The 24267-nt window shown below is 56.8% G+C and carries 21 protein-coding genes; 6 read left to right on the top strand and 15 right to left on the bottom strand.

All coding sequences use genetic code 11. The annotated features are described in order from the left end of the window. The first annotated feature begins 4 nt into the window (after positions 1 to 4). Positions 5 to 697, top strand: coding sequence for a Crp/Fnr family transcriptional regulator (locus AAC850_RS02230; protein ID WP_340586978.1), 693 nt, complete (start codon positions 5 to 7; stop codon positions 695 to 697). A 9-nt stretch (positions 698 to 706) separates the two neighbouring features. Here AAC850_RS02230 and AAC850_RS02225 read toward each other — a convergent pair whose 3' ends face one another. Then, on the bottom strand, positions 707 to 1771 hold the full coding sequence (locus AAC850_RS02225; protein WP_340586977.1) for an alkene reductase: 1065 nt from the start codon (positions 1769 to 1771) through the stop codon (positions 707 to 709). Positions 1772 to 1852: 81 nt separating this feature from the next. On the opposite strand from AAC850_RS02225, the gene AAC850_RS02220 reads away from it, so the two are divergent. Continuing rightward, positions 1853 to 2605: an SDR family NAD(P)-dependent oxidoreductase gene (locus AAC850_RS02220; RefSeq protein ID WP_340586976.1), complete on the top strand. Its 753-nt coding sequence runs from the start codon at positions 1853 to 1855 to the stop codon at positions 2603 to 2605. 92 nt (positions 2606 to 2697) lie between these two features. On the opposite strand, the gene AAC850_RS02215 is transcribed toward AAC850_RS02220, so the two are convergent. From AAC850_RS02215 to AAC850_RS02155, 13 genes are all read right to left on the bottom strand, one after another. Further along, positions 2698 to 5253, bottom strand: coding sequence for a TonB-dependent receptor (locus tag AAC850_RS02215; RefSeq protein ID WP_340586975.1), 2556 nt, complete (start codon positions 5251 to 5253; stop codon positions 2698 to 2700). A 221-nt stretch (positions 5254 to 5474) separates the two neighbouring features. Further along, entirely contained in the window at positions 5475 to 6554 is a 1080-nt protein-coding gene (locus tag AAC850_RS02210; RefSeq protein ID WP_340586974.1) for an aromatic ring-hydroxylating dioxygenase subunit alpha, read from the bottom strand. A gap of 127 nt (positions 6555 to 6681) precedes the next feature. Beyond that, positions 6682 to 7149, bottom strand: a complete 468-nt coding sequence (locus tag AAC850_RS02205; protein ID WP_340586973.1) for an Lrp/AsnC family transcriptional regulator — start codon at positions 7147 to 7149, stop codon at positions 6682 to 6684. Further along, complete coding sequence (locus tag AAC850_RS02200; RefSeq protein WP_340586972.1) at positions 7146 to 7625, bottom strand: Lrp/AsnC family transcriptional regulator; 480 nt, start codon at positions 7623 to 7625, stop codon at positions 7146 to 7148. The genes AAC850_RS02205 and AAC850_RS02200 overlap by 4 nt, the downstream gene beginning before the upstream one ends. 58 nt (positions 7626 to 7683) lie before the next feature. Then, entirely contained in the window at positions 7684 to 8955 is a 1272-nt protein-coding gene (locus tag AAC850_RS02195; RefSeq protein WP_340586971.1) for a spinster family MFS transporter, read from the bottom strand. Then, on the bottom strand, positions 8955 to 9716 hold the full coding sequence (locus AAC850_RS02190; protein WP_340586970.1) for an SDR family NAD(P)-dependent oxidoreductase: 762 nt from the start codon (positions 9714 to 9716) through the stop codon (positions 8955 to 8957). Before AAC850_RS02190 ends, AAC850_RS02195 begins: the two co-directional genes overlap by 1 nt. Then, positions 9713 to 11230, bottom strand: coding sequence for an amidase (locus AAC850_RS02185; RefSeq protein ID WP_340586969.1), 1518 nt, complete (start codon positions 11228 to 11230; stop codon positions 9713 to 9715). The genes AAC850_RS02190 and AAC850_RS02185 overlap by 4 nt, the downstream gene beginning before the upstream one ends. Beyond that, complete coding sequence (locus AAC850_RS02180; RefSeq protein WP_340586968.1) at positions 11230 to 12357, bottom strand: Rieske 2Fe-2S domain-containing protein; 1128 nt, start codon at positions 12355 to 12357, stop codon at positions 11230 to 11232. The genes AAC850_RS02185 and AAC850_RS02180 overlap by 1 nt, the downstream gene beginning before the upstream one ends. A gap of 103 nt (positions 12358 to 12460) precedes the next feature. Then, the gene (locus tag AAC850_RS02175; protein ID WP_340586967.1) at positions 12461 to 13333 is read right to left on the bottom strand and encodes an amidohydrolase family protein; all 873 of its coding nucleotides are present in this window, start codon (positions 13331 to 13333) and stop codon (positions 12461 to 12463) included. Continuing rightward, the gene (locus AAC850_RS02170; protein ID WP_340586966.1) at positions 13333 to 14967 is read right to left on the bottom strand and encodes a class I adenylate-forming enzyme family protein; all 1635 of its coding nucleotides are present in this window, start codon (positions 14965 to 14967) and stop codon (positions 13333 to 13335) included. Before AAC850_RS02170 ends, AAC850_RS02175 begins: the two co-directional genes overlap by 1 nt. Positions 14968 to 14978: 11 nt before the next feature. Next, the gene (locus tag AAC850_RS02165; protein WP_340586964.1) at positions 14979 to 15851 is read right to left on the bottom strand and encodes an SDR family NAD(P)-dependent oxidoreductase; all 873 of its coding nucleotides are present in this window, start codon (positions 15849 to 15851) and stop codon (positions 14979 to 14981) included. A 133-nt stretch (positions 15852 to 15984) separates the two neighbouring features. Further along, on the bottom strand, positions 15985 to 16491 hold the full coding sequence (locus AAC850_RS02160; protein ID WP_340587227.1) for a nuclear transport factor 2 family protein: 507 nt from the start codon (positions 16489 to 16491) through the stop codon (positions 15985 to 15987). Between the two features lie 21 nt (positions 16492 to 16512). Then, complete coding sequence (locus AAC850_RS02155) at positions 16513 to 17271, bottom strand: SDR family NAD(P)-dependent oxidoreductase (RefSeq protein WP_340586962.1); 759 nt, start codon at positions 17269 to 17271, stop codon at positions 16513 to 16515. Between the two features lie 104 nt (positions 17272 to 17375). Between AAC850_RS02155 and AAC850_RS02150 the strand changes: the two genes are divergently transcribed. From AAC850_RS02150 to AAC850_RS02140, 3 genes are read left to right on the top strand one after another with little or no spacing between them, the layout of a single operon-like run. Beyond that, entirely contained in the window at positions 17376 to 18605 is a 1230-nt protein-coding gene (locus AAC850_RS02150; protein WP_340586961.1) for an NADH:flavin oxidoreductase, read from the top strand. Next, positions 18602 to 19378: an SDR family NAD(P)-dependent oxidoreductase gene (locus AAC850_RS02145; protein ID WP_340586959.1), complete on the top strand. Its 777-nt coding sequence runs from the start codon at positions 18602 to 18604 to the stop codon at positions 19376 to 19378. The genes AAC850_RS02150 and AAC850_RS02145 overlap by 4 nt, the downstream gene beginning before the upstream one ends. Positions 19379 to 19390: 12 nt before the next feature. Next, complete coding sequence (locus tag AAC850_RS02140) at positions 19391 to 21073, top strand: FAD-dependent oxidoreductase (RefSeq protein WP_340586958.1); 1683 nt, start codon at positions 19391 to 19393, stop codon at positions 21071 to 21073. Between the two features lie 27 nt (positions 21074 to 21100). Here AAC850_RS02140 and AAC850_RS02135 read toward each other — a convergent pair whose 3' ends face one another. Further along, positions 21101 to 21739, bottom strand: coding sequence for a nuclear transport factor 2 family protein (locus AAC850_RS02135; RefSeq protein WP_340586956.1), 639 nt, complete (start codon positions 21737 to 21739; stop codon positions 21101 to 21103). 270 nt (positions 21740 to 22009) lie between these two features. Here AAC850_RS02135 and AAC850_RS02130 point away from each other — a divergent pair, with 270 nt between their 5' ends. Beyond that, positions 22010 to 24244 carry a TonB-dependent receptor gene (locus AAC850_RS02130; RefSeq protein ID WP_340586954.1) on the top strand — a complete coding sequence of 745 codons (2235 nt, stop codon included), beginning with the start codon at positions 22010 to 22012 and terminating at the stop codon, positions 24242 to 24244. Positions 24245 to 24267: the final 23 nt, after the last annotated feature.

Genomic DNA, 24267 nt, shown 5'->3' with positions numbered 1-24267 from the left:
CTCAATGAATCTGGACGAAATAAAATTGGCACTTCAAGTGTTGTCCGAGGTTCCTTGGCTGAAGGACTATCCGGCCACGCTTTCCGAGCGACTTGTCAGCGAAGCGCGACTCATTCGTTTGGGTGTTGGCGAATGGGCGCAAGCCGAGGGCGACAATCGTGCAGGGCTGTTCATTGTCATCAGAGGTTCGCTGCATTCCTACTGCGCCGCTCCGGGTGGCCGGTCAGTTCTTATCGGGGTCGTAGGTCCCGGCATGGTTATTGGGCACGCCACCCGCTACAGCGGTGGGCCCCGGTTAGTGACGGCCGTTTGCGTCGAGCCAAGTCTGTTGCTCGAAATATCGGAAGCTGCGCTGGACGAAGTGGCGAGTCGCTCGCCAGAAATCTGGCGCGCCATCGCCGGGTTTGCTTATGCACACACGCGTGCGGCCCTGCGCATGGCCGCCGAGATCATATCGCTGAGGCCTCGCGAACGCATAGCGGCCCGGCTTTTGGCGATGGCAGAAACAGAGAGCCCGGACGACAAACCGGTCTTGCGCGTTAATCAAGAGTTGCTGGGCGAGATGATGGGTCTCACCCGCAAGACGGTGAACAAGCACCTGTCATCGTTTGAACAGGCAGGGTTGCTCAAAATTGGATACGGCCAGCTCGAAATTGTTGACCGCCATGGGTTGTATGACGTGGCCAACCGCCAATAGCTCTCGCTTTCAGGCAAGAGCGGGGTAGTCGCAATATCCCGCAGCCTCGCCGGTATAGATCTTGTCGAAATCGGGTTTTGCCAGTTCCGCATCGTTGCGAAACCGGTACGGCAGATCGGGATTAGCAATGAACTTTAGCCCGAAGGATACCGCTTGGGCTTTTCCATGCGCGAGCACATGTTCTGCTCTTTCGGCATTGAAGCCATTGTTGGCGATAATGGGTCCGGAAAAACTCTCACGGCACATTGCCAAGGTGTCGGGGCAATCTTCGCCCATATCGACAACGTGAAGATAGGCCAGACCCAGCTTGTTCGCTTCTCGCAGGAATGGGGTGAATGTCTCCCACGGGTTGCTCACATCCATGCCGTTATATTTATTACCCGGCGAAATGCGGAAGCCGACACGGTCCGCGCCAATCGAACCGGCCATGGCTTTGAGCACCATGATCGGAAAACGTGCGCGGTTCTCCGGCGAGCCCCCGAATTCGTCCTCCCGCAAATTGCTGACCGGGTTGAGAAACTGGTTGATGAGATAGCCACTGGCGCAGTGCAACTCGACGCCGTCGATACCAGCGGCGCGCGCATTGCGCGCCGCATCGCCGAACTCCTGCGCCAAGGCTGTCAACTCGGACGCCTTCAACGCACGCGGCATTTGTGGAGTTTGCGGCACGCCGTCCGGTCCGGGAACTTTTGCCGGGCAAGCGATCGCCGACGGTGCAACAACATCAGCTTCAAACCCGCGGTTGTCCGCAACGACCACGCGGCCGCAATGCATGATCTGCATGGTAATCGTCCCACCCTCGGAATGCACTGCGTCGGCGACACGTCGCCATCCTTCAATTTGCGCGTCCGAATGGATGCCGGGTGTACGCCAGTAGCCTTTTCCTTCAAGACTAGGCTGAGTGCCTTCGGTCACGATCATGCCAGCGCCTGATCTCTGCCGGTAATATTCCACCATGATATCCGAAGGAACATCGCCCGGACCCGCGCGATCTCTGGTCATTGGCGCCATGACGATGCGGTTGCGCAAGGCCAAAGAGCCTAGCTTGGTAGGTTCGAACAGGACTTCTGGCATACGAATCTCGCGTTTCAATTGCAGTGTTTTGCGCTATATGCGCTATACAGGGCTTAAATTTTTACGCAAATGAGGGATTAGATGATTTATCCATTCGAAGGAAAAGTGGCAGTCGTTACCGGCGCAAGTGGAGGCATTGGCAGGGCCAGCGCGCTGGCGTTCGGTCGGTCGGGTGCGAGTGTTCTAGTCTCCGATGTGCAGGACGAGAAGGGGCAGGAGACTGTAGACCTCATCATTAATGCGGGCGGCACCGCTCATTTTCAGCATTGCGATGTGTCGGACGAGGCGCAGGTCGACGACCTAGTCGCAACTGCGATCTCAAGGTTCGGCACACTCGATTTCGCGCACAATAATGCCGGCATAAACCGGCCTGGTAGCGATGAATGGACCACTCCGGACTGGGCGCTTTCAATCAATGTGAACCTGAACTCGGTCATGTACTGCATGCGCGCACAAATCTCTGCCATGTTGGCCAAAGGAGGGGGGGCGATCGTCAACACTGCTTCGGTCAACGGGCTGGTCGGCAACCCCAGCCAACCCGGATATGTCTCCAGCAAGCATGGCGTTATCGGCCTGACCCGTTCTGCCGCCTTGCGATACGCCAAGGAAAACATCCGGGTGAACGCGGTCTGTCCAGGTGTGGTCGACACTCCCATGGTCAAGGACATCGCGACCGTGCCGCAATATCGCGCGGCCATCGAGGCGATGACCCCGATGGGCCGCATGGCGCAGCCAGAGGAAATCGCGAGCGCAGTATTGTGGTTGTGCTCCAACCAGTCGAGCTTCGTAACAGGCCATCCGCTGGTAATAGACGGCGGCGCCACTGCAATTTGAACACACCCATCGTCCGGCACAAAAAAGAGGGGCCGCATCGGAATATCCCGATGCGGCCCCTTTTTTGTTGCTAACGGCCTTGGCCGACAGGCTTAGAACTCGATACCGATATCGAAACCATAGGTCGCCGGATCCCCGAAGATAATCTGGCCGTATCCAAGCTGGCCGTAATCGATGCCGCGTGAGACATACTCTTCATCAAGAATGTTCTTGCCCCACAACTGAACGAAAAATTCGGCACCATTACCAAGAGAGAGGCCGTCTAGACGCAGCTGCGCGCTGAATAGGTGGCGCTCATCAGCAGACGTTTCGTCTACGAAAGCCGACGTCAGCGGGTTGGAGAAGTAGATGTTTTCAGACGTGTAGTTCCAGCCGACGCGAGCGGTGAGCCGTGTATCACCCGAGCCAATATAGTCTGACCAGGTAATCGCAGCATTTGCCGTCGTATCGGGCGAGTTGGTTACACGCGAGATCGAAGCAATGTTCTGGATGTCGCCGTTGATGTCGTTCGATGGGAACTGGACGATATTCTTGTCGACGTAACCAACCGCTGCATCGAGCGTAAGCGCGTCTGTGACTTGCAACAACGCCTCAAGCTCAACGCCGAGATATTCGACTTCACCTGCGTTGATGAGCTGGACGCCGAAGCTGCCGCCACCTTCGCTCGGGATCAGGACCGTCGACTGCAAGTCCGAGTATACGTTGTAGAATGCCGCAGCGTTGAAGCGCAGTGGTCCGAATTGAGTCTTCGCGCCAACTTCCCAAGAATTGATTTTCTCTTCCGTGAAAGGAATCAGCGGAACCGATTCATCGATATTCGGGGTCGCGGGATTGTCGAGGTTGGTTGCCTGACGCACGTTGAAACCACCTGAACGATAGCCGCGGGCAAATCGTGCATAAAGGTTCACATCGTCGCTTGCGCGGTAATCGAGCGTCACGTGTCCGGTCGGTTCGGAAAAGCTTTCTTCCTGCGTGTTCAGCGCGATACCTTCTGCCGTGCTGAAAGGCATTGCACCATTCTGCGTACGCTCAACCGACTTCTCATCCCAAGTGTAACGTGCGCCGACCGTGATGCCGAGGCGGCCATCAGGGCCGCCTGGACGCCAGGTGCCCTGTCCGTAGAGCGCGTAGGACTGCGCATCGACCGTATAGGCAAGCGTCGAGGACTGGGCCACAGCGCGATAACGGGCTGGGTTACTTGCCTGGAATGCCGGGCTGAGCGGACCGAAATTGGAGAAAACAGCCTGATTTGTATCGAGGACGAATGCAAAAGTCTGATCATTACTTTCGAAGCCATGCTCGTCAAAATAGAAGCCACCAAGCACCCACTCGAACGAAGTGCCAGAGCCACCAATTATTTCGATTTCCTGCGTGAACTGGTCTTGGCCACGGGTGTTTTCCGATAGGAACAGCGGCTGGTTGGTCGTCGGGACCGGCGAATTTGCAACGAAATCGATGATGAACTGTGGCGTTCCCATCGGAAATACGAATGGCAAGAGCGGCTCGGCCGCAGTGCCGGCAAAGCCGTTGAACAGAGTACTAGTGTCGAACAGCGGGCCTTGAAGGGTCCCCAAGCCACTCAGGTTGGTTCCGTTCACTTCATTGCGCCACCAGCGGAATGCCGTTGTCGAGCGAACTGTAACATTTCCAAGTTCAAGCTCGAGGCGGGTCATGTTGCCCCAAACAGTGTCCTCAGATGGGAGCGCACCCGCGAGACAAAGCGAATCCAGGCGGCTCGTCGAAACGCTGTCCAACGGATCTCCACACCCGGGCTCGAGAATCGTGGAGTTCGCAAGATATTGTCCTACAGGAGCAGGCTGGACTTGCGAAAACTCGTTACCGTCGACGGTGATGTTGGGACGAAAGGCGCCATCGCCTACGCCAGAGAGCTGAGCGGCATAGGGCGTGCCTTCAATATCGGTCCAATCGAAGACGTTGTAAAAGGTGAGGTTTTCGCCAAGATCGATTTCGACAGCGGCTCGGAAACCGGCCGTTTCGTTGCTGCCTGGATCGCGGCTGTCATCAGGCTCAAGGAGATTGTCCACGATCCCGTCGCGAGATTTTAGCAGCATACCTACAGAGGCACGAATGCCGCCAAGGTCACCGGAATTGACCACGCCGCGAAGATAGCGACGGTCGTAATTGCCGGCGCCTAGCCGAAGTTCGGCACTTGCATCATAGGATGGGCGTGATGTGATATAGTTGATTGCGCCGCCAGTTGTGTTGCGGCCGAATAAGGTACCCTGCGGGCCACGAAGCACTTCGATGCGTTCGATCTCGGCAATTTCGAACGAAGCGGCTGCTGAGCGCGCGAGATACACGCCATCGATGTAGAGACCGATCGGAGAGTCATAGCCGAGAGCTTCGTCGACATTCGTCGGAATGCCGCGAATGGTCACGATCGCCGAGGTGGTGTTGGTTGTACCGCCGTTTACAGCGACGTTTGGAGCGATCGCGCCCAAATCCGCCGTTTCGGTGATGTTCAACAACTCAATGGTGTCTTCGGTGACAGCCGTGATCGCGAGCGGGGTTTCTTGCAACGACTGTTCGCGCTTGTTGGCGGTAACCATGATGACATTATCATCTGGGTCGTCTGCACGTTCAGGCGCTTCTTGCGCTAAGGCAGGCGTGGCGATGAAAGCCAGCATGCTTGAACCCAAAAAGTATCGCGAAACCTTGCGGCTAGTGAACATTGTTATCCTCCCAAAACCCGATGCACGCTTTCATTGAGCTTGCATTCGTTGAAAACGTAGAAAATGTCAATTATAATTACGCAAATATGTGCTACAGAAATATCGCGCACTCGTCTTGCGTAAAAACAGGCGCAGTTACGGTTGCGTTGCGTTAATGCGATCCGCCAAGACGCTGATTAAGCGACTTCTTCCCATGGATGCGTGCTTGTGCCGCGTGTGATGTAGCGGCCGTTGACTCTCGTCTGAAATTCGCTCGCGCGATCGCGCGGGTTGAAGAACTGACGATACCAAATACGTACCTTGTCGAACGGCCCATCGCCGGCAACCATCATCGGGCTGAGACATGGGCGCTTGTTCGACCAGATCTCGAAATCTTGTGCGAAGGCTTCAACCCCGGCCTCTTCGTAGCCTTTGGCGATCGCGAGGTCGTCCGCACTCGGCTCGGCATTTGCGACTTTAACCGAGAGGCCATACCAGACCTTAACGCGACCATCTTCGACTGGCGTGTGGGCGATAAGCATCAATGATGGGAATTCGCCTACCATCTTCGATAGAAGGATTCCGGGCCCGGTGTACCAAGTGTCATTGGTCATCGCTTCGCCGCCATCAGCGGCTAGTGTACGGTGTCCGGCCGACAGGATTTGACGGCAGATATGGCCATCAAATTCGTTTTCAAAAAGTTCCATGTTCTGCGATCCGTGGACCGGCTCCAGATGGCCCTTGTCGGCGATGTTATCGACCACTTCCTGCGGGTGACTGTCTAGCTCGCCAAGGCAACGAACCGACCAGCTAACCCAGCTGGGTTCTCCATAACCTTCGAATTGCGGCAAATCGTAATCGGGCTCGCCACCCTCGGCATCATACCAAGCCCAAAGACAGCCAGCTTTCTCTGTAACGGCGAAGTTCTTTAGGCACGCTCGTTTGGGAGGATTTTTTGGAGAATATGGAATGTGGTTGCACTGACCGTCTGGCCCGAACCGCCAACCGTGATAGGGGCAGCGGATATTGTCACCTTCGACCTGCTCCCCGTCCTTGACGACATATGATGTAGTGTTGAGCGCGAGGTGAGTGCCCATGTGCGGGCAGTAGGCTTCGACGAGAAAGACCTTACCTGACTCGCCTCGGTACAAGACCAGATCTTCCCCAAAGAAGCGGACTGCGCTGGGCACTGTCGTCGCCTCGTCTGACGATCCAACCATGAACCATCCACGCGGGAAGGTATATTCACCTAGCCGGTAGTCCGCCGTAGTAGCCATCACTAATCCTCCATCCGAATCCATATATACGACTCTTAGCCGGTATATGCCATCGCAAAGTAGGGTTAGCAAGCAATTCCATTGCAGGTTTGCGTAATTCAATACGCTAACTGCTACGCAAAGATCGTCAGTGCCTGGTGATGCGCACGATTCTGGAGTTATATTTGAGCGTCTTGACTGCGATCGACGTTTCGACGTGGTGGACGCCATCCATCGACAGGATTTGGTCCGATGCTATTTCGTGCAAGCGTTCCAACTCGCTGAATAGACAGACCACGGTGATATTGAAGCGACCCATTGTGACCATGACAGCATTGACCGCATCAAGCATGGCGATCGAATTGGCGATTTCGCGGACCCTGTCGACATCGGTCTGTACCCCGATAAAGGCCATCTTGGTGTGGTCTGCCAGCTGAAAGCTGGTAATCGCTGTAAAGGCAATCAGGCCTTCTTTCTGCAACCGGCGGATGCGCCCTCTGACCGTGCCTTCGGTCACACCCAAATCCGTTGCGATCCTGCGGTTGGATGTGCGCGCATCCTTGGCAAGAATATCGATCAGCTTGAGATCGAGGTCATCAACTTGCGGCTCGCTCACGATGCCTCCTTCGCCTCAATAGGCGCTACATCGAATTTGTATTTCAGGATGTCGACAGCGATGGCAGGAAGCATCGAACGTATGCCGCCAATATCTGCCATCCTGTCCAGCATGAAATCCGACAGTTCATCGTAATTGCGCAGCGCCACCAACATGTCGATGTCGTACCGGCCCGTGACAAGATGAACGGCAAAGACTTCGTTCAACTCCGCAAGGTCGGCAGCAACATCGGCAGCGGGCCTGCCGTCAACTTCGACGGCGACCTGGATGAGGAGTCCATATCCATGGGCCGAGAAATCCGACACGGCCACGACGCGCAGCGCATTTGCATCTTCCATGCGCTTGATGCGCGTTGAAACAGTTGCCGCGGTCAGCTTCAGCTTCGTTGCGATCTGTTGGTTGGTCGCCCTCCCATCAGTTCGCAGCTCGGCGATGATTGCTTCGTCGATTTCATCCACTGTGATTTCTTCACTCATAGTATGAAGCTAGTGCTCGCCCGCTGCGGTTTTGTGAAGGTCAAGGCGAGCGCAATCCTCAGTTTTGAACCTCTCCGGCGTGTAGCGTCTTGCGGTCTTCATCCAGTTTCAGCGAGCCGCGCCACAGCAAGAACGCACCAATTAGGCCCATCGGAACGACCACGCTGAGCGACATCTGCAAACCAGTTGCGCCTTCGCCGAAAAAATTGCTTAACCCGCCAGTGAGCCATGGACCCACGACATACCCCAGCAAATTTACTGTGAGGAGTGCCACGGCGGTGCCTGTCGCGCGCATGCGGTCTGGCAAGATGTATTGTAATCCAGCCTGTATCCCTACAGCCCACCCACCTCCGAGAATTCCAGCCGGGATCGCCCAGAGAAGAGCGTTATTCAACGAGCCAGCCCATACCGCCCCCAAAACTGCAAGTGTCGCCCCGGTCAGGCTAATAGCGGCCAGCAGAAGCATCCTGCCGTAGCCGGCCTTAATCAGCTTGTCTGAGACGATACCGAAGAGGATGGCACCGATCATTCCCGGGAGGACAAAAGCACTGCCGAACGCACTGCCCGCTTCGGTGATTGTCATATTGTAATTGCGCGAGAACAGCGCCGGTCCCCAATAACCGAAAGCGATGCCCGACAAGACGCCCAGACCCATACCGAACATCATGCTGCGATAGCTGGCAAGCTTGAGCAGTCGTTTGGCGAGGGGAATAAACGGTAAGCGCACGGTTAGCGGCTCTGTGCGGGCAGGTTCGCGGATCACAAGCCAGGCGACCGCGATGATTGCCAGGCCAACCGCGCCAAAGAGAATGAACGCGAAACGCCAACTTTCGACTTCTGCAATTGCAGGGCCCGCGCTGTAACCAAGCATTTGGCCAAAATAGACCGAGAGCGCGATGACAGCGAATGCCTTTCCTCGTTGCTCAGCCGGAAAATACGCAGCAACCAATGAGAAAGCCGGAGCCTGGAACGCAGCTTCGCCCACGCCTACGCCTACACGGTAAAAAGCGAGCGAGGTCGGACCGTCTGCAAAACCGCAGAGAATCGTGAATATGCTCCAGATTACACAGCCTGCGATGATGATGCGGATGCGCGAATGGCGATCAGCCATGATGGCGATCGGGATGGCTAGCGTGGAGTAGAAGACGGCAAAGGCCGGCCCCATCAGCAGCCCCATGAAACCATCCGACAAGCCGAATTCAGCCTTGATCGGCTCGACAAGCCCGGCCAGCAGGAACCGGTCGGCATGATTGAAGACGGCGATGCCGAGCAGCAAGCTCAGGACGATCCATTTGTTGGGGAGGGGCTTGCCCTTGAGGTCCATCATCATCAATCGCGCATCTGCGAGCCGCCATTGACATGCCAAACTTGTCCATTGATCCAGGCGCCGTCATCAGACGCTAGAAATGCAATGGCAGCAGCAATATCGCCGGGATCGCCCAAACGTTTGTGAGGAACGCGTTGTAGAGCTTGTTCTACCTGCTCGTCCGTCATGTGAATTTGCACTGCTTCGGTCAACACAACGCCCGGGCAAATCACATTTGCCCTCATGCCTTCCTTCCCCCATTTTGCGGCCACATGGCGGGCGAGAGCATGGATGGCGTTCTTTGTCATGGGATAGGCAACTTGCCACGGACTGCCTGCTGAGGCCGCTCCTGAAGACGTGTAGATCATCGCGCCGCCGCCCCGCTCAAGCATGACAGGCAGGGCCTCCTGCGTCGCAATGAAGTGGCTCTTGGCATTGATGGCAAAACTTTTCTCGAGCACTTCTAATGAACAATCGAGTGCGTGATTGTCACCCACCGTACCGCCGGCAAGATTGGAATGGTAGAAATCAAGCCCGCCAAAATGTTCGACTGCCGCAGAGACGATGGCCTGCTGGCTTTCCGCCGATGTACCATCGAGGTGTACCCCCAGCGCCTTGCCGCCTTCCGCCTCTATTTCGGCGGCGACCTTGATTGCCCACTCATCCTCGATGTCGCCAATGACAACATGCGCGCCCTCAGCCCCCAGACGCTTTGCCGTGGCTGCGCCGATCCCGCGACCGCCTCCGGCTACGATGCCGACTTTATTTGCTAATCCACGCATCATGAGATTCCTTCTGGAAGACGGTCGAACCAGGGCGATGCCTGCTCAAGCTGCCCGGCGAGACGCAATAGGGTTGCCTCGTCGCCATATCGTCCGCTGAACATCGCACCGATGGGCAGGCCATCGGGAGACATCGAAAGCGGCACAGACATGCTGGGCTGGCCGGTGGTGTTGAACAGGCCCGGGAAGGGCACGTAAGCGCCAATTGCAGCGCCCCATGCGGCAAAGTCCGGGTTGTCCATTGAGTAGACGCCAAGCAGCGGGGCAGGGGTTGCCAACACAGGACTGAGAATGACGTCGAACTCCTGCATGAAGCGTGCAACTTCAATGGCCACTTCTTGCGTCGTCACATTGGCTTCGGCGACCATGGTCCCGGTCATTTGCTTGCCGATGCCATAGAATGCGAGCGTAACCGGCTCGAGCACATCAGGGCCGAGGGTTATCCCAGTAGCTGCTGCCCTTGCATCCAGATCAGCAGCGAGTGCTGTGGAAACGATCGCAAAATTGGCTTGAGCCAAACGCGTCGCATCGAACTGGAAAGATTTCTCCTCGACCCGATGGCCAAGGCTTTCACACAATTGTGCGGCACTGCGCGTCGCCGCAATCACTTGCGGATCGATTGGTGCGCCCGAGACAGGCTCCAGCATCAGCGCGACGCGCAATTCCCCCGGGTCGCGCGTGACCTGCGACAGGAATGTGCCGCTGGGTGTCGGCGCGCTGTAACGTGATCCAAGTTCGGTCCCATGAGTCGCGTCAAGCAGTGCAGCGCTATCGCGAACGCTACGGCTGATTGCCCCGTTGGTGGAACTGCCGCCCCATCCTTCGGTTCGTAGCGGACCCATGGGAACGCGGCCGCGGCTCGGCTTGAGACCGAACAGGCCGGTGTTGCTGGCAGGGATGCGGATTGAACCGCCTCCGTCGCTGGCATGGGCCAGCGGAATGACGCCTGCTGATACCGCCGTTGCCGCTCCGCCGCTTGACCCGCCGCTGCTGCGTCCGAGGTCCCATGGATTGCGCGTTTGTCCCTCGGCTATGCTTTCGGTAGTGCCGGTGAGGCCGAATTCCGGCGTAGTAGTCTTGCCGAAGATGACCAATCCAGCGGCTTCATGTCGCCGTACAAGTTCGGACGTGAACTGCGGCACATAATTGGCATAAAATCGACTGCCTTGTCCGCTGGGATAGCCCGCGATATGCATGTGCAGGTCTTTTTCCAGAAAAGGCACGCCGGTGAACGGTCCTTGGGGCAGGCCTTGCGCAATTTTCTGCCTGCCATAGTCGAACATTTCCTGCGCGAGGAAATTGAGCCGACCATCTTGAGCTTGCGTCCGAGCAATGGCTTCTTCCAGGAGTTCGAGCGGAGTAACCTCGCCGCGCGAAACAAGCCCCGCGAGCGACAGCGCATCGTGCTGCCGGTAATCGAGGCCGGTAATCGTCCCTCGCGTAGTCACGGTACTACAACCGCTCAAGGCGATCGTCGCAGCAGAACCAGCAAGCAATTCGCGTCGGGAAAGGTTCATCAGGCGGCATCCACTTCGGACTTCGGTCCGACGTAGAACTGCTTGTACCAGGCGCGGAACTTGCCGATCGGGCCATCGCCGTCGCAGATCAGCGCCTTTGGCATGTAACGTTGCCTATCCCAAACGACCTTGTCCTGATCGAACTGTTTGCAGATGTCTTTGATGATAGCCCTTGCTGCACCGCCGCCTGGTCCGTCTTTCTGCGCCTTGGGCTGGGTGAAGCAGAACCGCGCTACCGCGTGGTCTTTCTCAACGGGCGTTATGCAGGCGATCAGCACCGTTTCACAGATTCCGGTAAAGCGGGTGTAACTCTGTCCCGGCCCTATGTTCTGGTACGCGATTTCGCCTTCAACCATGCCCTTGGGCGTGCCCATTTTCACAAATAGACGTGCGCCGCGGCGATGGTCGCCGGTACCCCAGTCGAATTCGTAATCGGGCATATCGGCCGCGCCGTGGATATATTTGAAGTGAGCAGAATCCACGCCGTTTTCGGCCATGTTTTGCAAACTGCCCCAGACATCCCACTCGAAGATCTCGTAGTCGGTCCAGTCGGGCGATGATGCTTCGGGAACGTTCTCCACTTCCCACATCGGCTCGGCACCATCGGGATGGTACCAGAACCAGATCCAGCGGTTCGCTTCAGCCACATGCCATTGCTTTTCGCACGGACGTTTTACTTGTGGTGGTATGCGCTTGGCATACGGAATGTTCTCCACAACGCCTTCGCCGTTGTATTGCCAAGAATGGAACGGGCACATCAAATTGTTGCCCTCCACCTTGCCGCCGTATCCCATGTGCGCGCCGAGGTGGCGGCAATAGGCATCAAGCATCCTTGCTTCGCCGTCCTCGCCCCGCCATATGACGAGATCGGTTGCGAAATAGCGCAGCGGCTTTACCTCGCCGGGTGCAAGTTCCGACGAGAGCATTGCGGGATACCAGCCATAGGGGAAGGGCATGTCGAGGTTGCGCTCTTCGACACTTGCGCGGTTCTTGGGTTCGCTCTTGCGCCACTCGGCCAATTCTTCCCGGCTCATGTTTTCGAGCATCTGCCACACGAGAACAGGAGCTGTACGGGCATCAGTGGCGTTCTTGACTTCACCTTCGACTTCAGCGGTTGGAACGGTCATCTTGGTATTCCTTGAAACATATCGCGCGAAGGGGTTGTCTCTTTCACGCGGTCAGGTTCTTGACGGAGCAGACTTCCCGGCTCCGCTTATCTCGCAAGCTCATCTAATCCTTCAAACCAAATACGCGCATGGCGTTTTCGCGCAGGAATTTTGGCCAGACTTCGTCTTTGAACTGCACGTTCGCCATATCGCGGAATATCCTCTCCAGACTTAATCCCATCGGAAAATAGCCTGCGTAGATTATCTTGTCCGCGCCGCGCGTGTTGGCGTAATCGATGATTGCCTTGGGGTAATGTTTTGGCGCGAAGGCGCTGGTTGAATAATAGAGGTTCGGATATTTCAGCATCAGCTTGACCGCCAGATCTTCCCACGGTTCTGCACCGTGACGCATCACCAGCTTGAGCTCGGGGAAATACCAGCAGACCTCGTCAATCAGCTCTACCCGCTGCGGCGCCATCGGGATGCGCGGTCCGGGAATACCGGCGTTCACGCAAAACGGAATGTCCAGCTCACAAGCTAAGGAGTAGAAGGGAAACATGTATTTGTGATCGATGCCGACCTGCGGGACAGTACCTGAAGGAAAGCAGCTGAGCGCCGACAGGCCGACCTCATCATGAATGCGGCGGATGCGGCGGATTTCATTCACACCTCCGTTGGGATCAATCGGCAAATCGAAGAAGAACCGGTCACCGTAATTCGCTTTGGCGCGGCGTGAGGTTTCGTTCTCGTTCCAGCCCACCAGCGCCCTCTCAACGCCATGCTTGTCCATCTGTTCAACAACCCAGGACGTGTAATCGTCCTGCTGGCCAGACTCCGGTATGTCTTTGAACATGTATTGAGCAGGCATGGAGAATTGCTTGAGCGTTTCTTCATCCTTGATCAGCGGCTTGAAGCTTTCAAACCAGTCGCCGCGATCTTCCGCCTCGGGAATGCCGAGCATGCAGTCGATAACACCGATATCGGTTGGCATACCCATCAGTTTTGTTCCTTCAGAAATTCTGGCCACTTCGCTCGCAGCGAGATCTTGTCGACCTTGTCGAGTTGATTTCTTGGCAGTCGTTCATCGACGAATGCGACTCGTACCGGCGCTTTGTAACGCGCTAGCTTCCCGGCCACATGTTCGCGCACCTCGTCTTCAGTCAAACCGTCGGCGCGAACGATGGCTACCAATACTTCGCCCATACGGTCGTCCGGAATGCCGAAGGTCGCGCATTCGGTGACCTGCGGCATTTGCGTCAGAACGCGCTCAACCTCGGCGCAGTAGATGTTCTCGCCGCCGGAAATGACCATGTCTTTCTTGCGATCGACGATGAAGAGATAGCCTTCTTCGTCCAGGATTCCGATATCTCCGGTGCAGAACCAGCCATCGGCGGATACAGCTGCGGCTGTTTCGTCGGGACTGTCCCAGTACTGCTGCATGACCTGCGCGCCCCGCACTACGATTTCACCAGCCTGGCCGGGTGGCAAGTCCTTGCCGTCCGGCCCCTGGATACGCATGTCGACAAGCGGCAGCTTGCGCCCGCAAGACGCGCGCTTGCGGAGGAAATCCTCTCCCATCGCCATGGCAACAGAGCCGGAAGTCTCCGTAAGTCCGTAACCAGTGCCCATCACCGCATTGGGGCAGGTCTCGCACATCGTGTCGAGCAGATTGATCGGTAGGGATTGCCCGCCGGTGCCCACATTGGTCAGGCTGGAAAGCTCGGTGTGATCAACCGTCGCGCATTGCAGGATATCCCACAGCATGGTCGGCACACCGGAAAATGTCGTGACCCTCTCGCGCGCGATTGCCTTTACGGCTTCGTGGGCATCCCATCGCGGCAGGATGACAATCTTGGACCCGGCGAGGAAAGGCGAAAGAAACGAAGCGCCAAGGCCGGAGATATGAAACAGCGGATAGACGAGCAGATTGGCCTGCTGCGGCAGTCGTTTGATCAATTCCTGCGGCGTCATACCGAGCTTGGCTGCAGTATTGAACAGCACCATCGTGCCAGCCAGCTGGACGCTCAACACGCCCGTGATAATATTCTCGTGTGTGAGCACCGCACCTTTGATCTGGCCTGTCGTGCCTGAGGTGAACAGAATTACCGCGGGATCGTCTCGGCTCGCCGGCGGCGGGGTGTCGAATGTTTTTGCATCGGTTGGGAAATCCGTTGCTTCGAACAACCGGCCTTCATAGCCGCCGTCCCGCAATAAATGTGCTCGCTTGCTATCCGCCAACACCAGCGCTGCTTTAGTGGAATGCACTGCATCTGCCAGATCGCCAGCAGCCCCTCGGCTGTTGATCAGCACAGCCACTCCGCCAGCATGCTGTACCGCCAAAAAGGCGATAAGCCAGTTGGCGCTGTTTCGCATGCAAATGGCGACATGTTCACCGGGATCAATCTGTAACATCGCGGCCAGCGCGTCGCGCAAACCGAAGACGTCGTCGAAAGTCAGTCGCCTGTCACCTTCGACAATACATTCCGCCTGGCCGAACCTGCGCGAGCCTTCGATCAGCTGGGCAAGGCTTTCGGGTGCATTGGCAAAGCACTTCATACCCCTGCGTTCGGTCAATTCGAACGGAGACCCCGTGGCTGTGACAGCTTCAAAAATAGGATCGGCGGCGCTCATTTATCGGCAGCCTAGTATACCGCGGCCGGATTTTTCGCGGGAGGCTTGCCAAGCATCTCGCGATAACTCGGCCGTTCGTTACCGCGATCGGTTACGCCCATTTCCTTGGCGATTTCGGCACCCACAAGCACGCTTCCGGAAAGCTCGTCCAGATTGGGCGCCTTCGCAATAGCGTCAAGGATATGCCCTGTGAACTCGGGGTTCTCAGCGGTGGCAAGAAACTCGGTATACTGCTCGGGATTCGTTTCAGCGGCGATCTTGGAGCGTTCAGTAATGAGCGGTCCCATCCAGATCGACACCGTCGCCACGCCCGTACCGCGAAGATCGTGCTCCATGTCGTGTGCAAACTTGTCGACGCCAGCCTTCTGGGCGCCATAAGCGGGGCCATGCATGTAGCAACTTGCGCCGAAGGATGAGCCGAAAGCAATCAGGCCGCTGCCCTGCGGAACCATCATGCGCGCAGCATGCCAGCTGGCGACATAGGCCGAGCGCAAGCCCACATCGAGGATATTTGCCGCCGCCAATTCCTTCTCCCAGAACGGCTTTTTCTCTATTAATTGATGATGGATATAGGTGGCGTTGTTGACCAGCATGTCCAGCCGCCCTTCGTCTTTGGCAATACGCTCAAACAGCGCGGCGACCTGTTCGTCATCCGCGTGATCGCATTGAACCGCCACGCCGTGGCCACCCAATTCGGTGATCTGCTGCGCTGTTTCTGCAAAAGTGCCGGGCAAGACCGTTCCGTCCCATCCTTTGGCGTCGCCTGGGCTCTTGGTACGACCGGTAACATAGACAGTGTAGCCCAGTTCACCGAGGCCACGCGCAATACCTGCACCCGCGCCCCGGCTGGCACCTGTGACAAGTGCTACCTTCTTATCGCTCATCGCGAATCTCTCCCATGCTCACGCAAATCTATTATGTTTTCGCATAATAGCCTCAATTTGCGAAATTGAAAGCGCTAATTTTTGCGCATTCGTCGCATTTTTGGTTCTCGGTTTGGAGTTTCCAATTTCAGTATTAGTCCGATGGTTTGTCTGTTGCGCCAAACATGCCTGGAGCTTCCCCAATGGCTATGGCTTTAGAAATACCGTCCTCATCAATCGAGTGGATCAGGCAACTTTTCTGCCGCGAGCGACTTTCCACGATCCACCAACGGCCTTCGCGCAATTCATAGCGGTCATCATATTCAACTCCGAGCTGCGTCAAAGTGCGCTCGGCCAAATTGATATTGTGGAAGTAAAGCGGCCACCAGCCTGTCGCATATGTGGCCCCGTAAAACTCGATGATCCCTGTGCCGCCTTGGTGGATATCAAAAATGCCGGGCGCGCAGCCAAGCTCTCGATAAATATCGATGAAGCTGTCACGGTCTTCGAAATCTGGGAAGCCCTGGAATGCGATATGGGCGTCGGGCGCAAAGCAATCGCGCATTGCATCGGGGTCTTTCGCATCGGCTGAACGCAAGTAGCGCATTTTGAGATCGCGGATGGCGCGGTCATGTTCAATCCGACGCAGCCTGTCTTCCATCGTCACGACTGATTCCCCGCATCAATCAAAGTTAGCCTGCCCACCGTCGAGGGGGATCGTTGCGCCTGTAAGATAGGAAAATTCCGGGCCACAAAGGCCGACGACCGCGCAGCCGATATCTTCCTCGCACTCTCCGATCTTGCCGAGCGGGATGGTGCGGAAGAACGCTTCTGCTTCTTCCGGGTTCTTTTCGATCCACCGTTCCAGTCCAGGGCTCTTCGCATGAGGGGCGATGGACAATACGCGGATGTGGTCACGACCCCATTCCGAAGCTGCAGCACTGGTAAGCGGACGAATGGCCTGCTTGACTGACCCATAGGCGCCGAACCCGGACATGTCCCAGCGGATCCCGGCTGAGGAGACGAGGTTGAAGATGACTCCGCCGCCACGTTCTTTCATGATCGGCTGCACCAGTTTCATCAGTCGCAAGATTGCCAGTGGACCCGATTTGAAGCCGAGTTCGAACGCTTCGTCGGTCACATCGAGCAACGGCCCGTTCGGGACCTGCTGCGCGTTGTTGACCAGGATATCGATTCCGCCCCACTTCTCAACAGCGGCATCAACTGCTCTCTCAAGATCGCTTGCATTGCAAACGTCACCCGCGACTACGAGGGCTTCTCCACCGCGCTTCTCGATAGTTCCCTTGGTTGTGACCAGCTTGCTTTTGGTCCGGCCAAACAGCACCAGCTTGGCGCCTGCGCGGGCCAATGCAAAGGCAATTCCTTGGCCGACACCCTGTCCGGAGCCACTCACCAACGCAATCTTGCCATCTAACGCCATAATTTGCCTCATATTCGTAATTTTGAGTGCTATCAATTACGCAAAAGCTTGACAAAGGTCCAGTGGCAATCGATTGATGCGAGGTGGCAGAGGAGAGGAAATTGGTGTCAGCTTCGGAACAGGCATTCAGCCCCTTGGCGATCGGGCCGCTCACATTGCGCAACCGGTTCATCAAGGCTGCGACCAATGAGGGTATGGCCAAGGGCGGCATCGTCAGCAAGGGGCTGGCGCAATTCCACGAAAACATCGCCGCTGGCGGATCCGGAATGACAACTGTCGCCTATTGCGCGACCTCGCTCGACGGACGCACGTTTGTCGATCAGGCGGTATTGAACACGGATTCCCTAGCTGACTTTCGAGCGCTGACCGATGGCGTGCACAAGCATGGCGCAGCTGCCTGTGCACAGGTAACTCATGCCGGCAGCTTCACTTTCCTCGACAAGAATACGTTGAAGACGAAGCGCCCGCTGTCCTCCTCGGGCGGCTTCAACAAGGTCGGGGTCATGTCTGGCCGCTATCTCAAGAAGGCCATGACCGAAGATGAAATGGAAGCAATCGCGACCGAATTCGTCGAGGCTTCGAAACTGGCACGGGAAGCTGGGTTCGATGCGGTAGAACTGCACATGGGTCACGGCTATCTGCTCAGCCAGTTCATTTCGCCATTGCTGAATAAGCGGCGGGATGCATTTGGCGGCTCTATCGAGAAACGCGTCGAGTTTCCTGCCCAAGTTTTGCGCCGCGTGCTAGACGCCGTGGGGAACGACCTTGCGGTCATCGTCAAATACTCGATGACCGACGGTCCCAAGGGGAACACAATAGAAGATGGCGTGCAGGTCGCTCGCCGATTGCAGGCCGAGGGGGCGCATATGGCGGTCCTTTCAAATGGCCTAAATGTAGAATCGATCAGCGCCCTGTTCGGATCGTCCCTGCCCAAGACAGGTGCCAAGCCTTCCAATCCAATTATCAGGCTGGGTATGTTCATCCAGTCGCTGACCGAGCCACCCGAGGTCCAGTTCCGCGAAAACTACCTGCGTGAACTCTCGCTGCGGGTGCGCAAGGCGGTCGATATGCCGCTCGCCTACCTTGGCGGCGTGCAATCGCGCGAGGGCGTCGAACAGGCCATCGGGGACGGCTTTGATGCCATCGCGATGGCGCGCTCGCTCGTTTTCGACGCGAACTTCGTGAACAAATTACGCAGCGGGGCAACCGAGCGTTCGGGCTGCACGGCCTGCAACCAATGTGTGACAATGATGTACACTCCAGGCGGCACGAGCTGCGTGCTCACCGCCAACGGGTTGGAACCGGAACTTAACACACAGCGAGCATCAGCATGAACCAGCAAGATATGACAGACCGCGTTGCAATCGTGACAGGCGGTAGCGACGGTATTGGCCGAGCCACCAGCGAAATGCTTGCGTCCCGAGGTGCCCATGTAGTGATTCTGGCGCGCGGCATGGAAAAGCTCGAGGCAACCCGCGATGCCATAAAGGCTGCGGGCGGATCGGCAGAAATTCACAGCGTCGATCTCACCGACGCAGAAGCTTACGGCGCGCTGGTCGAGACAATTGCTTCAGACCATGGCCGCCTCGACATGCTCGTGAACAACGCCATGAGCGTCCATTACGGCCCACTCGACCATTTGAAGATGGAGCACTGGCGCAAGGATTTCGCCGTCAATGCTGATGCGGTATTTGCGGGCACCCGCTCCGCGATTATCGCAATGCGCAAATGTGGTGGCGGGAGCATCGTGAATGTCTCAAGCACCACGGCGATCCGCGCAGCGCCTTTTATGTCAAGCTACTCAGCCAGTAAGGCGGCGATGATCCAGTTCTCAGCCGTCGCGGCAATGGAAACAGCGCGCGACAATATCCGCGTCAATTGCGTTGTGCCGGGCCAGGTGCAAACCGCCGCTAACGAGGATTACGCGAGCAAGGCGCCCGAATTGGCGGAAAAGACCGTTGCTGCCATTCCGATGGGGCGGGGCGGCCTGCCGACCGAACTGGCGCAGTCCATCGTGTTTCTCTTGTCGGATGCGTCCGCCTACATCACCGGCGTCGCCCTGCCGGTGGATGGCGGTAAATCCGCCCAACTCTACCTGCCAAGCTAGGAGCCGACACGCATGAGCTGGGACAAGGAAGTCGATATCCTGGTGGTTGGATCAGGCGCGGGCGGGTTGCTCAGCGCACTGGTCGCGGCCGAAAATGGCGCTGACGCGCTCGTCGTCGAGAAAGAGCCATTATGGGGCGGTACATCGGCGACCTCTGGCGGCGGCATCTGGATTCCTGCCAGCGATCAGGCCCGCGAAGCCGGGTTTGACGACAATCCGGATGACGCGTTCAAATACGTTCGCGCACTCTCGGCAGATAATGTCCCCGATGCCAATATCCGGTCCTTCGTCGATAATGCTGCCGAAATGCTCCGCTGGATGGGCGAGCACACGCCGCTCACCTATTGTGCCTTTCCCTATCCGGATTATCACGCTGAAAATCCGGGCGGCAGCCCCACCGGATTCAGGACGCATATGCCACTGCCGCTCGACGGGAAACCGCTCGGAAAAGATGTGGAGACACTTCGCTTCGCCAGCCCTGCTGCGAGCCTGTTCGGCTACCTCAACTGGCATTTCGATGAGACATATGTCCTGCTCTTTCGGCAGAAGGGTTGGCTTCCGCATCTCGTCAAGAGCCTTGCCAGATATTGGTTCGATCTGCCGTTCCGTCTGAAGAGCCGCAAAGATCGCCGCCTCACTTTGGGTAACGCGCTGGTCGGCGGATTGCGTTTGGCCATGAACGAGAAGCAGATACCTGTTTGGCTGGAGAGCCCGCTGACCGAGCTGGTCGAGGAAGATGGCAAAGTGACTGGCGCTGTCGTCGAGCAAAACGGCAAGCCAGTCCGCATTCGCGCGCGTAAGGGCGTGATTCTGGCGGCTGGCGGGTTCGACAAGAACCAGTCGATGCGCGATGAAAACGCCCCGCTTTATCCCAACGCCCGCTATTCCGGCGGCATTGCCGGGAATACCGGCGATTCAATCCGTGCAGGCCAAAGAGTTGGCGCGGAAACCATGAACCTCCAGTCGGCATGGGCCGCACCTGTGTTCTACGTACCGGGAGAGGATCGCGGTCGGCTTTGCACCATAGAGCGTGCTCTGCCCGGTTGCATCTTGGTGAACCAGTCCGGAGAGCGCTATCTGAACGAGGCTGCGAGTTATCATATCGTCGGCCAGCAAATGGCCCACCGTGAGGCCGAGCATTGCGATGCCAGCCCGACATGGTTTGTCTTCGATCACCGTTACCGGCACAAATATCCGGTCGGTCCGCTGATGCCGCTGGTGCCCGATTGGGCGCAGAACGGCATGGTCAAAACCATCCTGAAAAAGGGCAGTACTCTCGTCGAACTCGCCGAGCAGATCGGTGTCGAGCCAGCAAAGCTCGAAACCACAGTCGCGCGGTTCAATGAAGGCGCTGAGAAGGGTGTGGACCCTGACTTCAACCGCGGCGATGCGGCCTACGACAAGATGTATGGCGACCCGTCGGTAACACCAAATCCAAGTCTCGCGCCAATAACAAAGGGTCCGTTCTACGCCATGCCGATTTATCCCGGCGACATTGGCACGAACGGAGGCTTGCTTACTGACGACCGCGCCAGAGTTCTGGGGCAGGGCGGCAATGTGATCCCTGGTCTTTATGCCGTGGGCAACAATGCGGCATCGGCGATGGGCGAAAGCTATCCAGGAGCCGGCGTGACTCTCGGCCCAGCACTGACATTTGGCTATCTCGCCACGCGTGATGCGTTGGGCATCAATTAGGGCGGCAAATGAAGGTGCCGTGCCGCTTTAGTCGGCGCGCACTTTCACCTTTGGCGCATCCTTGCCGCGGCGCATTGTTGCAAGAAACTGTTCGGCCGGCGCAGGCTCAGGCACTGGCCCTTCGGGCGCGCCTTCGCGTTCCCAGAATTCAGCATAGCTCGGAAACAGCTTGTGAAAGTTGCCCTCTGACCAGTCACCACCCGGCCAGCGCATCTTGTTGGCACCCACGGGCGGTTTGTTGAGGTCGACAGCATACCAATAGAGCGGAAGGCGGCGGCGGAAGAACCATTGCCCCTCCTGACGCTCATATTCGTCGACATACATCATTTGCATGATGACCCATTCGTCATCACCTTCCTCGACCGGAGTTTCATGCTCGTTCTTCGAATAGACCACGCCATGCGCATGGTCGGCATCGTCGAATTCGATAATATGCCCGCCAATGTGATGGCTGGTGCCGGTGAACGGGCTGCGCAGAGTTCGATCCATATAGCTGCGTAAGGCTTCGCGGCCTGTCGTGTCCTTGCCCACGCGAACATCGGCGCAGAACAGGCCAACCATTGCGTCCATATCGCGCATGTCGAGCGCAAGGGCGTATTTGGCGGGCAGCTGCCGAATGGCGTCTAGCGATTCCAGTCGGTCGATGCGGTTTTCGAGATCGCTCATTCAAGACTCCAACTGAGAAACACGTATGCGTAAGCTAATAACCAACTGGTTACGGATTGCAATTTGATATTGCGCGTTAGGCGATGTATGCGTAGTTGAGAATATAAATTTCTACGCAATTAGTGCATTGCGAGTCTCGGGAGGACGCATTCCATGAAATTTCAACCAGTTTCCACGTTAGCAGTTGCAACTGCAATTTGCGCAAGTTGCCCTGCTCTGGCTCAGGAAACGAGCACCACTGATCAAGCCGGCGGAATTGGTACCATCGTCGTGACCGCACAAAAGCGCGAACAAAATGTGCAGGACGTGCCAATTGCGATTTCGGCATTGGGTGAAGAATTCCTCGACAGCCGCGACGTTACTTCGATCGACAACCTCGGCACAATTGCGCCGAATGTGAAGATCGAGCGAGCGCCGGGCAATTCGACCATCGCGCAGGTCGCAATCCGCGGATCGGTAACGATCAACCCGGCAGTGACTTGGGAGCCGGCCGTCGGAATTTATCTCGACGGGGTTTATATCGCCAAGAATCAGGGTGCCATTTTCGATGTGGCCGATCTCGAGCGGGTTGAAATCCTGCGCGGTCCGCAAGGCACGTTGTATGGACGCAATACGCTGGCTGGTGCTGTCAATCTCATAACTGCAAAGCCGACCGGTGAGCTGGGCGGTGAAATTGAGCTGACATACGGCAATTTTGACTATCAACGTGTTCGCGGAACACTCGATCTGCCCGAACTCGGCCCGTTCTCGCTGAAGGTTTCCGGCATGCTGGCCAGCCGCGACGGATTCTACGATGTAGGCGCAAACCCTTTTCCCGCCGCAGATTTCTTCGCGTCGCCGCCGCAGGTTTCAGAAGCCAATTCGCTCGATGGGGAGAGTGTCCTTGTCCAGTTGCGGTTCGAACCGACCGATAGCCTGACGATCGACTACATGTTCGATTACGCCAATTACGACCAGCATCCACGCCCGGGCCAACTGGTTGGCCTCAACCAGAACGGCGGCCCGGCCGACATCTTCGATCCGAACAGCCCTTCTTACACAGGTGTGCCGCTAGGACTCTTCCTCGATCCGCAAAGACGTGAACAGCAAAGTCTCGATGCGGACATCTTCGAAAGAACGAGGACGTCGGGTCATGCCCTGACCGCAACGCTCGATATCGGCGATGTTGAACTCAAGTCCATTACTGCCTGGCGCGACATGCGTTTCCAGGACAGGCTGGATCTTGACGGTACTCCCATCTCCATCGCGACAACTGCGCGGTTCACCGACATGGACAGTTTCAGCCAGGAATTGCAGCTTACCGGATCGGCCTGGGACGATCGCATCAATTTCGTGGTCGGCGGTTTTTATTATGACGAGAACGCCTTCACCGACAACCCGCAGCTTTTCTTCGGCGTCTTCGGACCGTTCGGAAACCAGTTTGAATCGAGTTATGGTTCGCTAACAGAAGCCTGGGCTCTTTATGCGCAAACTGATTTTGCAATTACCGACGCGCTTACACTCACACTTGGCGCGCGATACACTGAGGAACGCAAGGATATCAGTCGCTTCCTTCAGGTACTAAGCGATCCGATGATACCGCCGGCAGCCCTCCCGTTCACAGTTGCTGATGTCGATTTTGGCGATGTCGAACAGGCGAGATATGACGATTTCAGTCCTGCTGCCACGATCAATTACGAGATTACGCCGGATATCAGCGTTTATGGCCGTTATGCCCGCGGCTATAAATCAGGGGGCTTTAACGGCGAAACCAATGTGTTTGCCGCTCCGACGCCTGATTGCCCGACCGGCACGCTCGAGTTGTGTTCGCCCTACCTTCCTGAAATCGTCGACAGCTATGAGTTGGGTTTTAAGAGCGTTCTGGCCGATGGCAATGTTCTCCTGAATATCGCTGCATTCTGGAACGATCATAGTGACATCCAGCTGTCCGTTTTCGATGCAACGGGCGCGGCGGCTTCCAAGGTGCTCAACGCAGCTTCTGCCACCATTCGAGGGATCGAGGTCGAAACCCAAGTCAACCCATTCGATGGCTTGGCCATCCATGGTTCGCTGGCATATCTGGACACCCAGTATGAAAGTTTCATCGAGAATGGCGTTGAAGTTTCCGACAACCGGGCATTCCCGCATGCTCCGGAATGGACAGCAGCTCTGGGCGCAGATTGGCGCGTGATCGAGGGAAATTGGGGCCAGCTCAATCTGATTGGCGATGTCAGCTACGTATCGAGCTATTATACTTTCCCATACCAGCTTCGCCAGACTGATCCCACAGCATCGATTGCTTCGAACAGCGAATCCGAAGGTCGAACAATCGTCAATATGCGCGCCAATTTGTCCGGGATTGAGCTAGGGGCACTGGATGCCTCGCTGTCTCTGTGGGTTCGCAATCTGACAGAGGAGGACAATCCTTCCAACTTCATCGACTTCGGTCCGGCATTCGGCGGTATCGTGTTGGGATATTTCCCCGAACCGCGCACTTTCGGTGCAACGCTGGGAGTTGAATTCTGACGGAATGTTACCGCCAGCCGATA

The sequence above is a fragment of the Erythrobacter alti genome (assembly GCF_037996805.1).
Classification (GTDB): Bacteria; Pseudomonadota; Alphaproteobacteria; order Sphingomonadales; family Sphingomonadaceae; genus Alteraurantiacibacter; species Alteraurantiacibacter alti.
Note: the sequence above shows the minus strand (reverse complement) of the source record. Positions and strands in the feature narration are given on the sequence as shown.

Coding starts and splice junctions, on each gene's coding strand:
- AAC850_RS02180 (WP_340586968.1), bottom strand. CDS start 12,357: ATGACCGTTCCAACCGCTGAAGTCGAAGGTGAAGTCAAGAACGCCACT.
- AAC850_RS02135 (WP_340586956.1), bottom strand. CDS start 21,739: ATGAGCGATCTCGAAAACCGCATCGACCGACTGGAATCGCTAGACGCC.
- AAC850_RS02185 (WP_340586969.1), bottom strand. CDS start 11,230: ATGAACCTTTCCCGACGCGAATTGCTTGCTGGTTCTGCTGCGACGATC.
- AAC850_RS02200 (WP_340586972.1), bottom strand. CDS start 7,625: ATGAGTGAAGAAATCACAGTGGATGAAATCGACGAAGCAATCATCGCC.
- AAC850_RS02175 (WP_340586967.1), bottom strand. CDS start 13,333: ATGGGTATGCCAACCGATATCGGTGTTATCGACTGCATGCTCGGCATT.
- AAC850_RS02170 (WP_340586966.1), bottom strand. CDS start 14,967: ATGAGCGCCGCCGATCCTATTTTTGAAGCTGTCACAGCCACGGGGTCT.
- AAC850_RS02190 (WP_340586970.1), bottom strand. CDS start 9,716: ATGATGCGTGGATTAGCAAATAAAGTCGGCATCGTAGCCGGAGGCGGT.
- AAC850_RS02220 (WP_340586976.1), top strand. CDS start 1,853: ATGATTTATCCATTCGAAGGAAAAGTGGCAGTCGTTACCGGCGCAAGT.
- AAC850_RS02195 (WP_340586971.1), bottom strand. CDS start 8,955: ATGATGATGGACCTCAAGGGCAAGCCCCTCCCCAACAAATGGATCGTC.
- AAC850_RS02230 (WP_340586978.1), top strand. CDS start 5: ATGAATCTGGACGAAATAAAATTGGCACTTCAAGTGTTGTCCGAGGTT.
- AAC850_RS02215 (WP_340586975.1), bottom strand. CDS start 5,253: ATGCTGGCTTTCATCGCCACGCCTGCCTTAGCGCAAGAAGCGCCTGAA.
- AAC850_RS02160 (WP_340587227.1), bottom strand. CDS start 16,491: ATGGAAGACAGGCTGCGTCGGATTGAACATGACCGCGCCATCCGCGAT.
- AAC850_RS02210 (WP_340586974.1), bottom strand. CDS start 6,554: ATGGCTACTACGGCGGACTACCGGCTAGGTGAATATACCTTCCCGCGT.
- AAC850_RS02145 (WP_340586959.1), top strand. CDS start 18,602: ATGAACCAGCAAGATATGACAGACCGCGTTGCAATCGTGACAGGCGGT.
- AAC850_RS02140 (WP_340586958.1), top strand. CDS start 19,391: ATGAGCTGGGACAAGGAAGTCGATATCCTGGTGGTTGGATCAGGCGCG.
- AAC850_RS02165 (WP_340586964.1), bottom strand. CDS start 15,851: ATGAGCGATAAGAAGGTAGCACTTGTCACAGGTGCCAGCCGGGGCGCG.
- AAC850_RS02155 (WP_340586962.1), bottom strand. CDS start 17,271: ATGGCGTTAGATGGCAAGATTGCGTTGGTGAGTGGCTCCGGACAGGGT.
- AAC850_RS02225 (WP_340586977.1), bottom strand. CDS start 1,771: ATGCCAGAAGTCCTGTTCGAACCTACCAAGCTAGGCTCTTTGGCCTTG.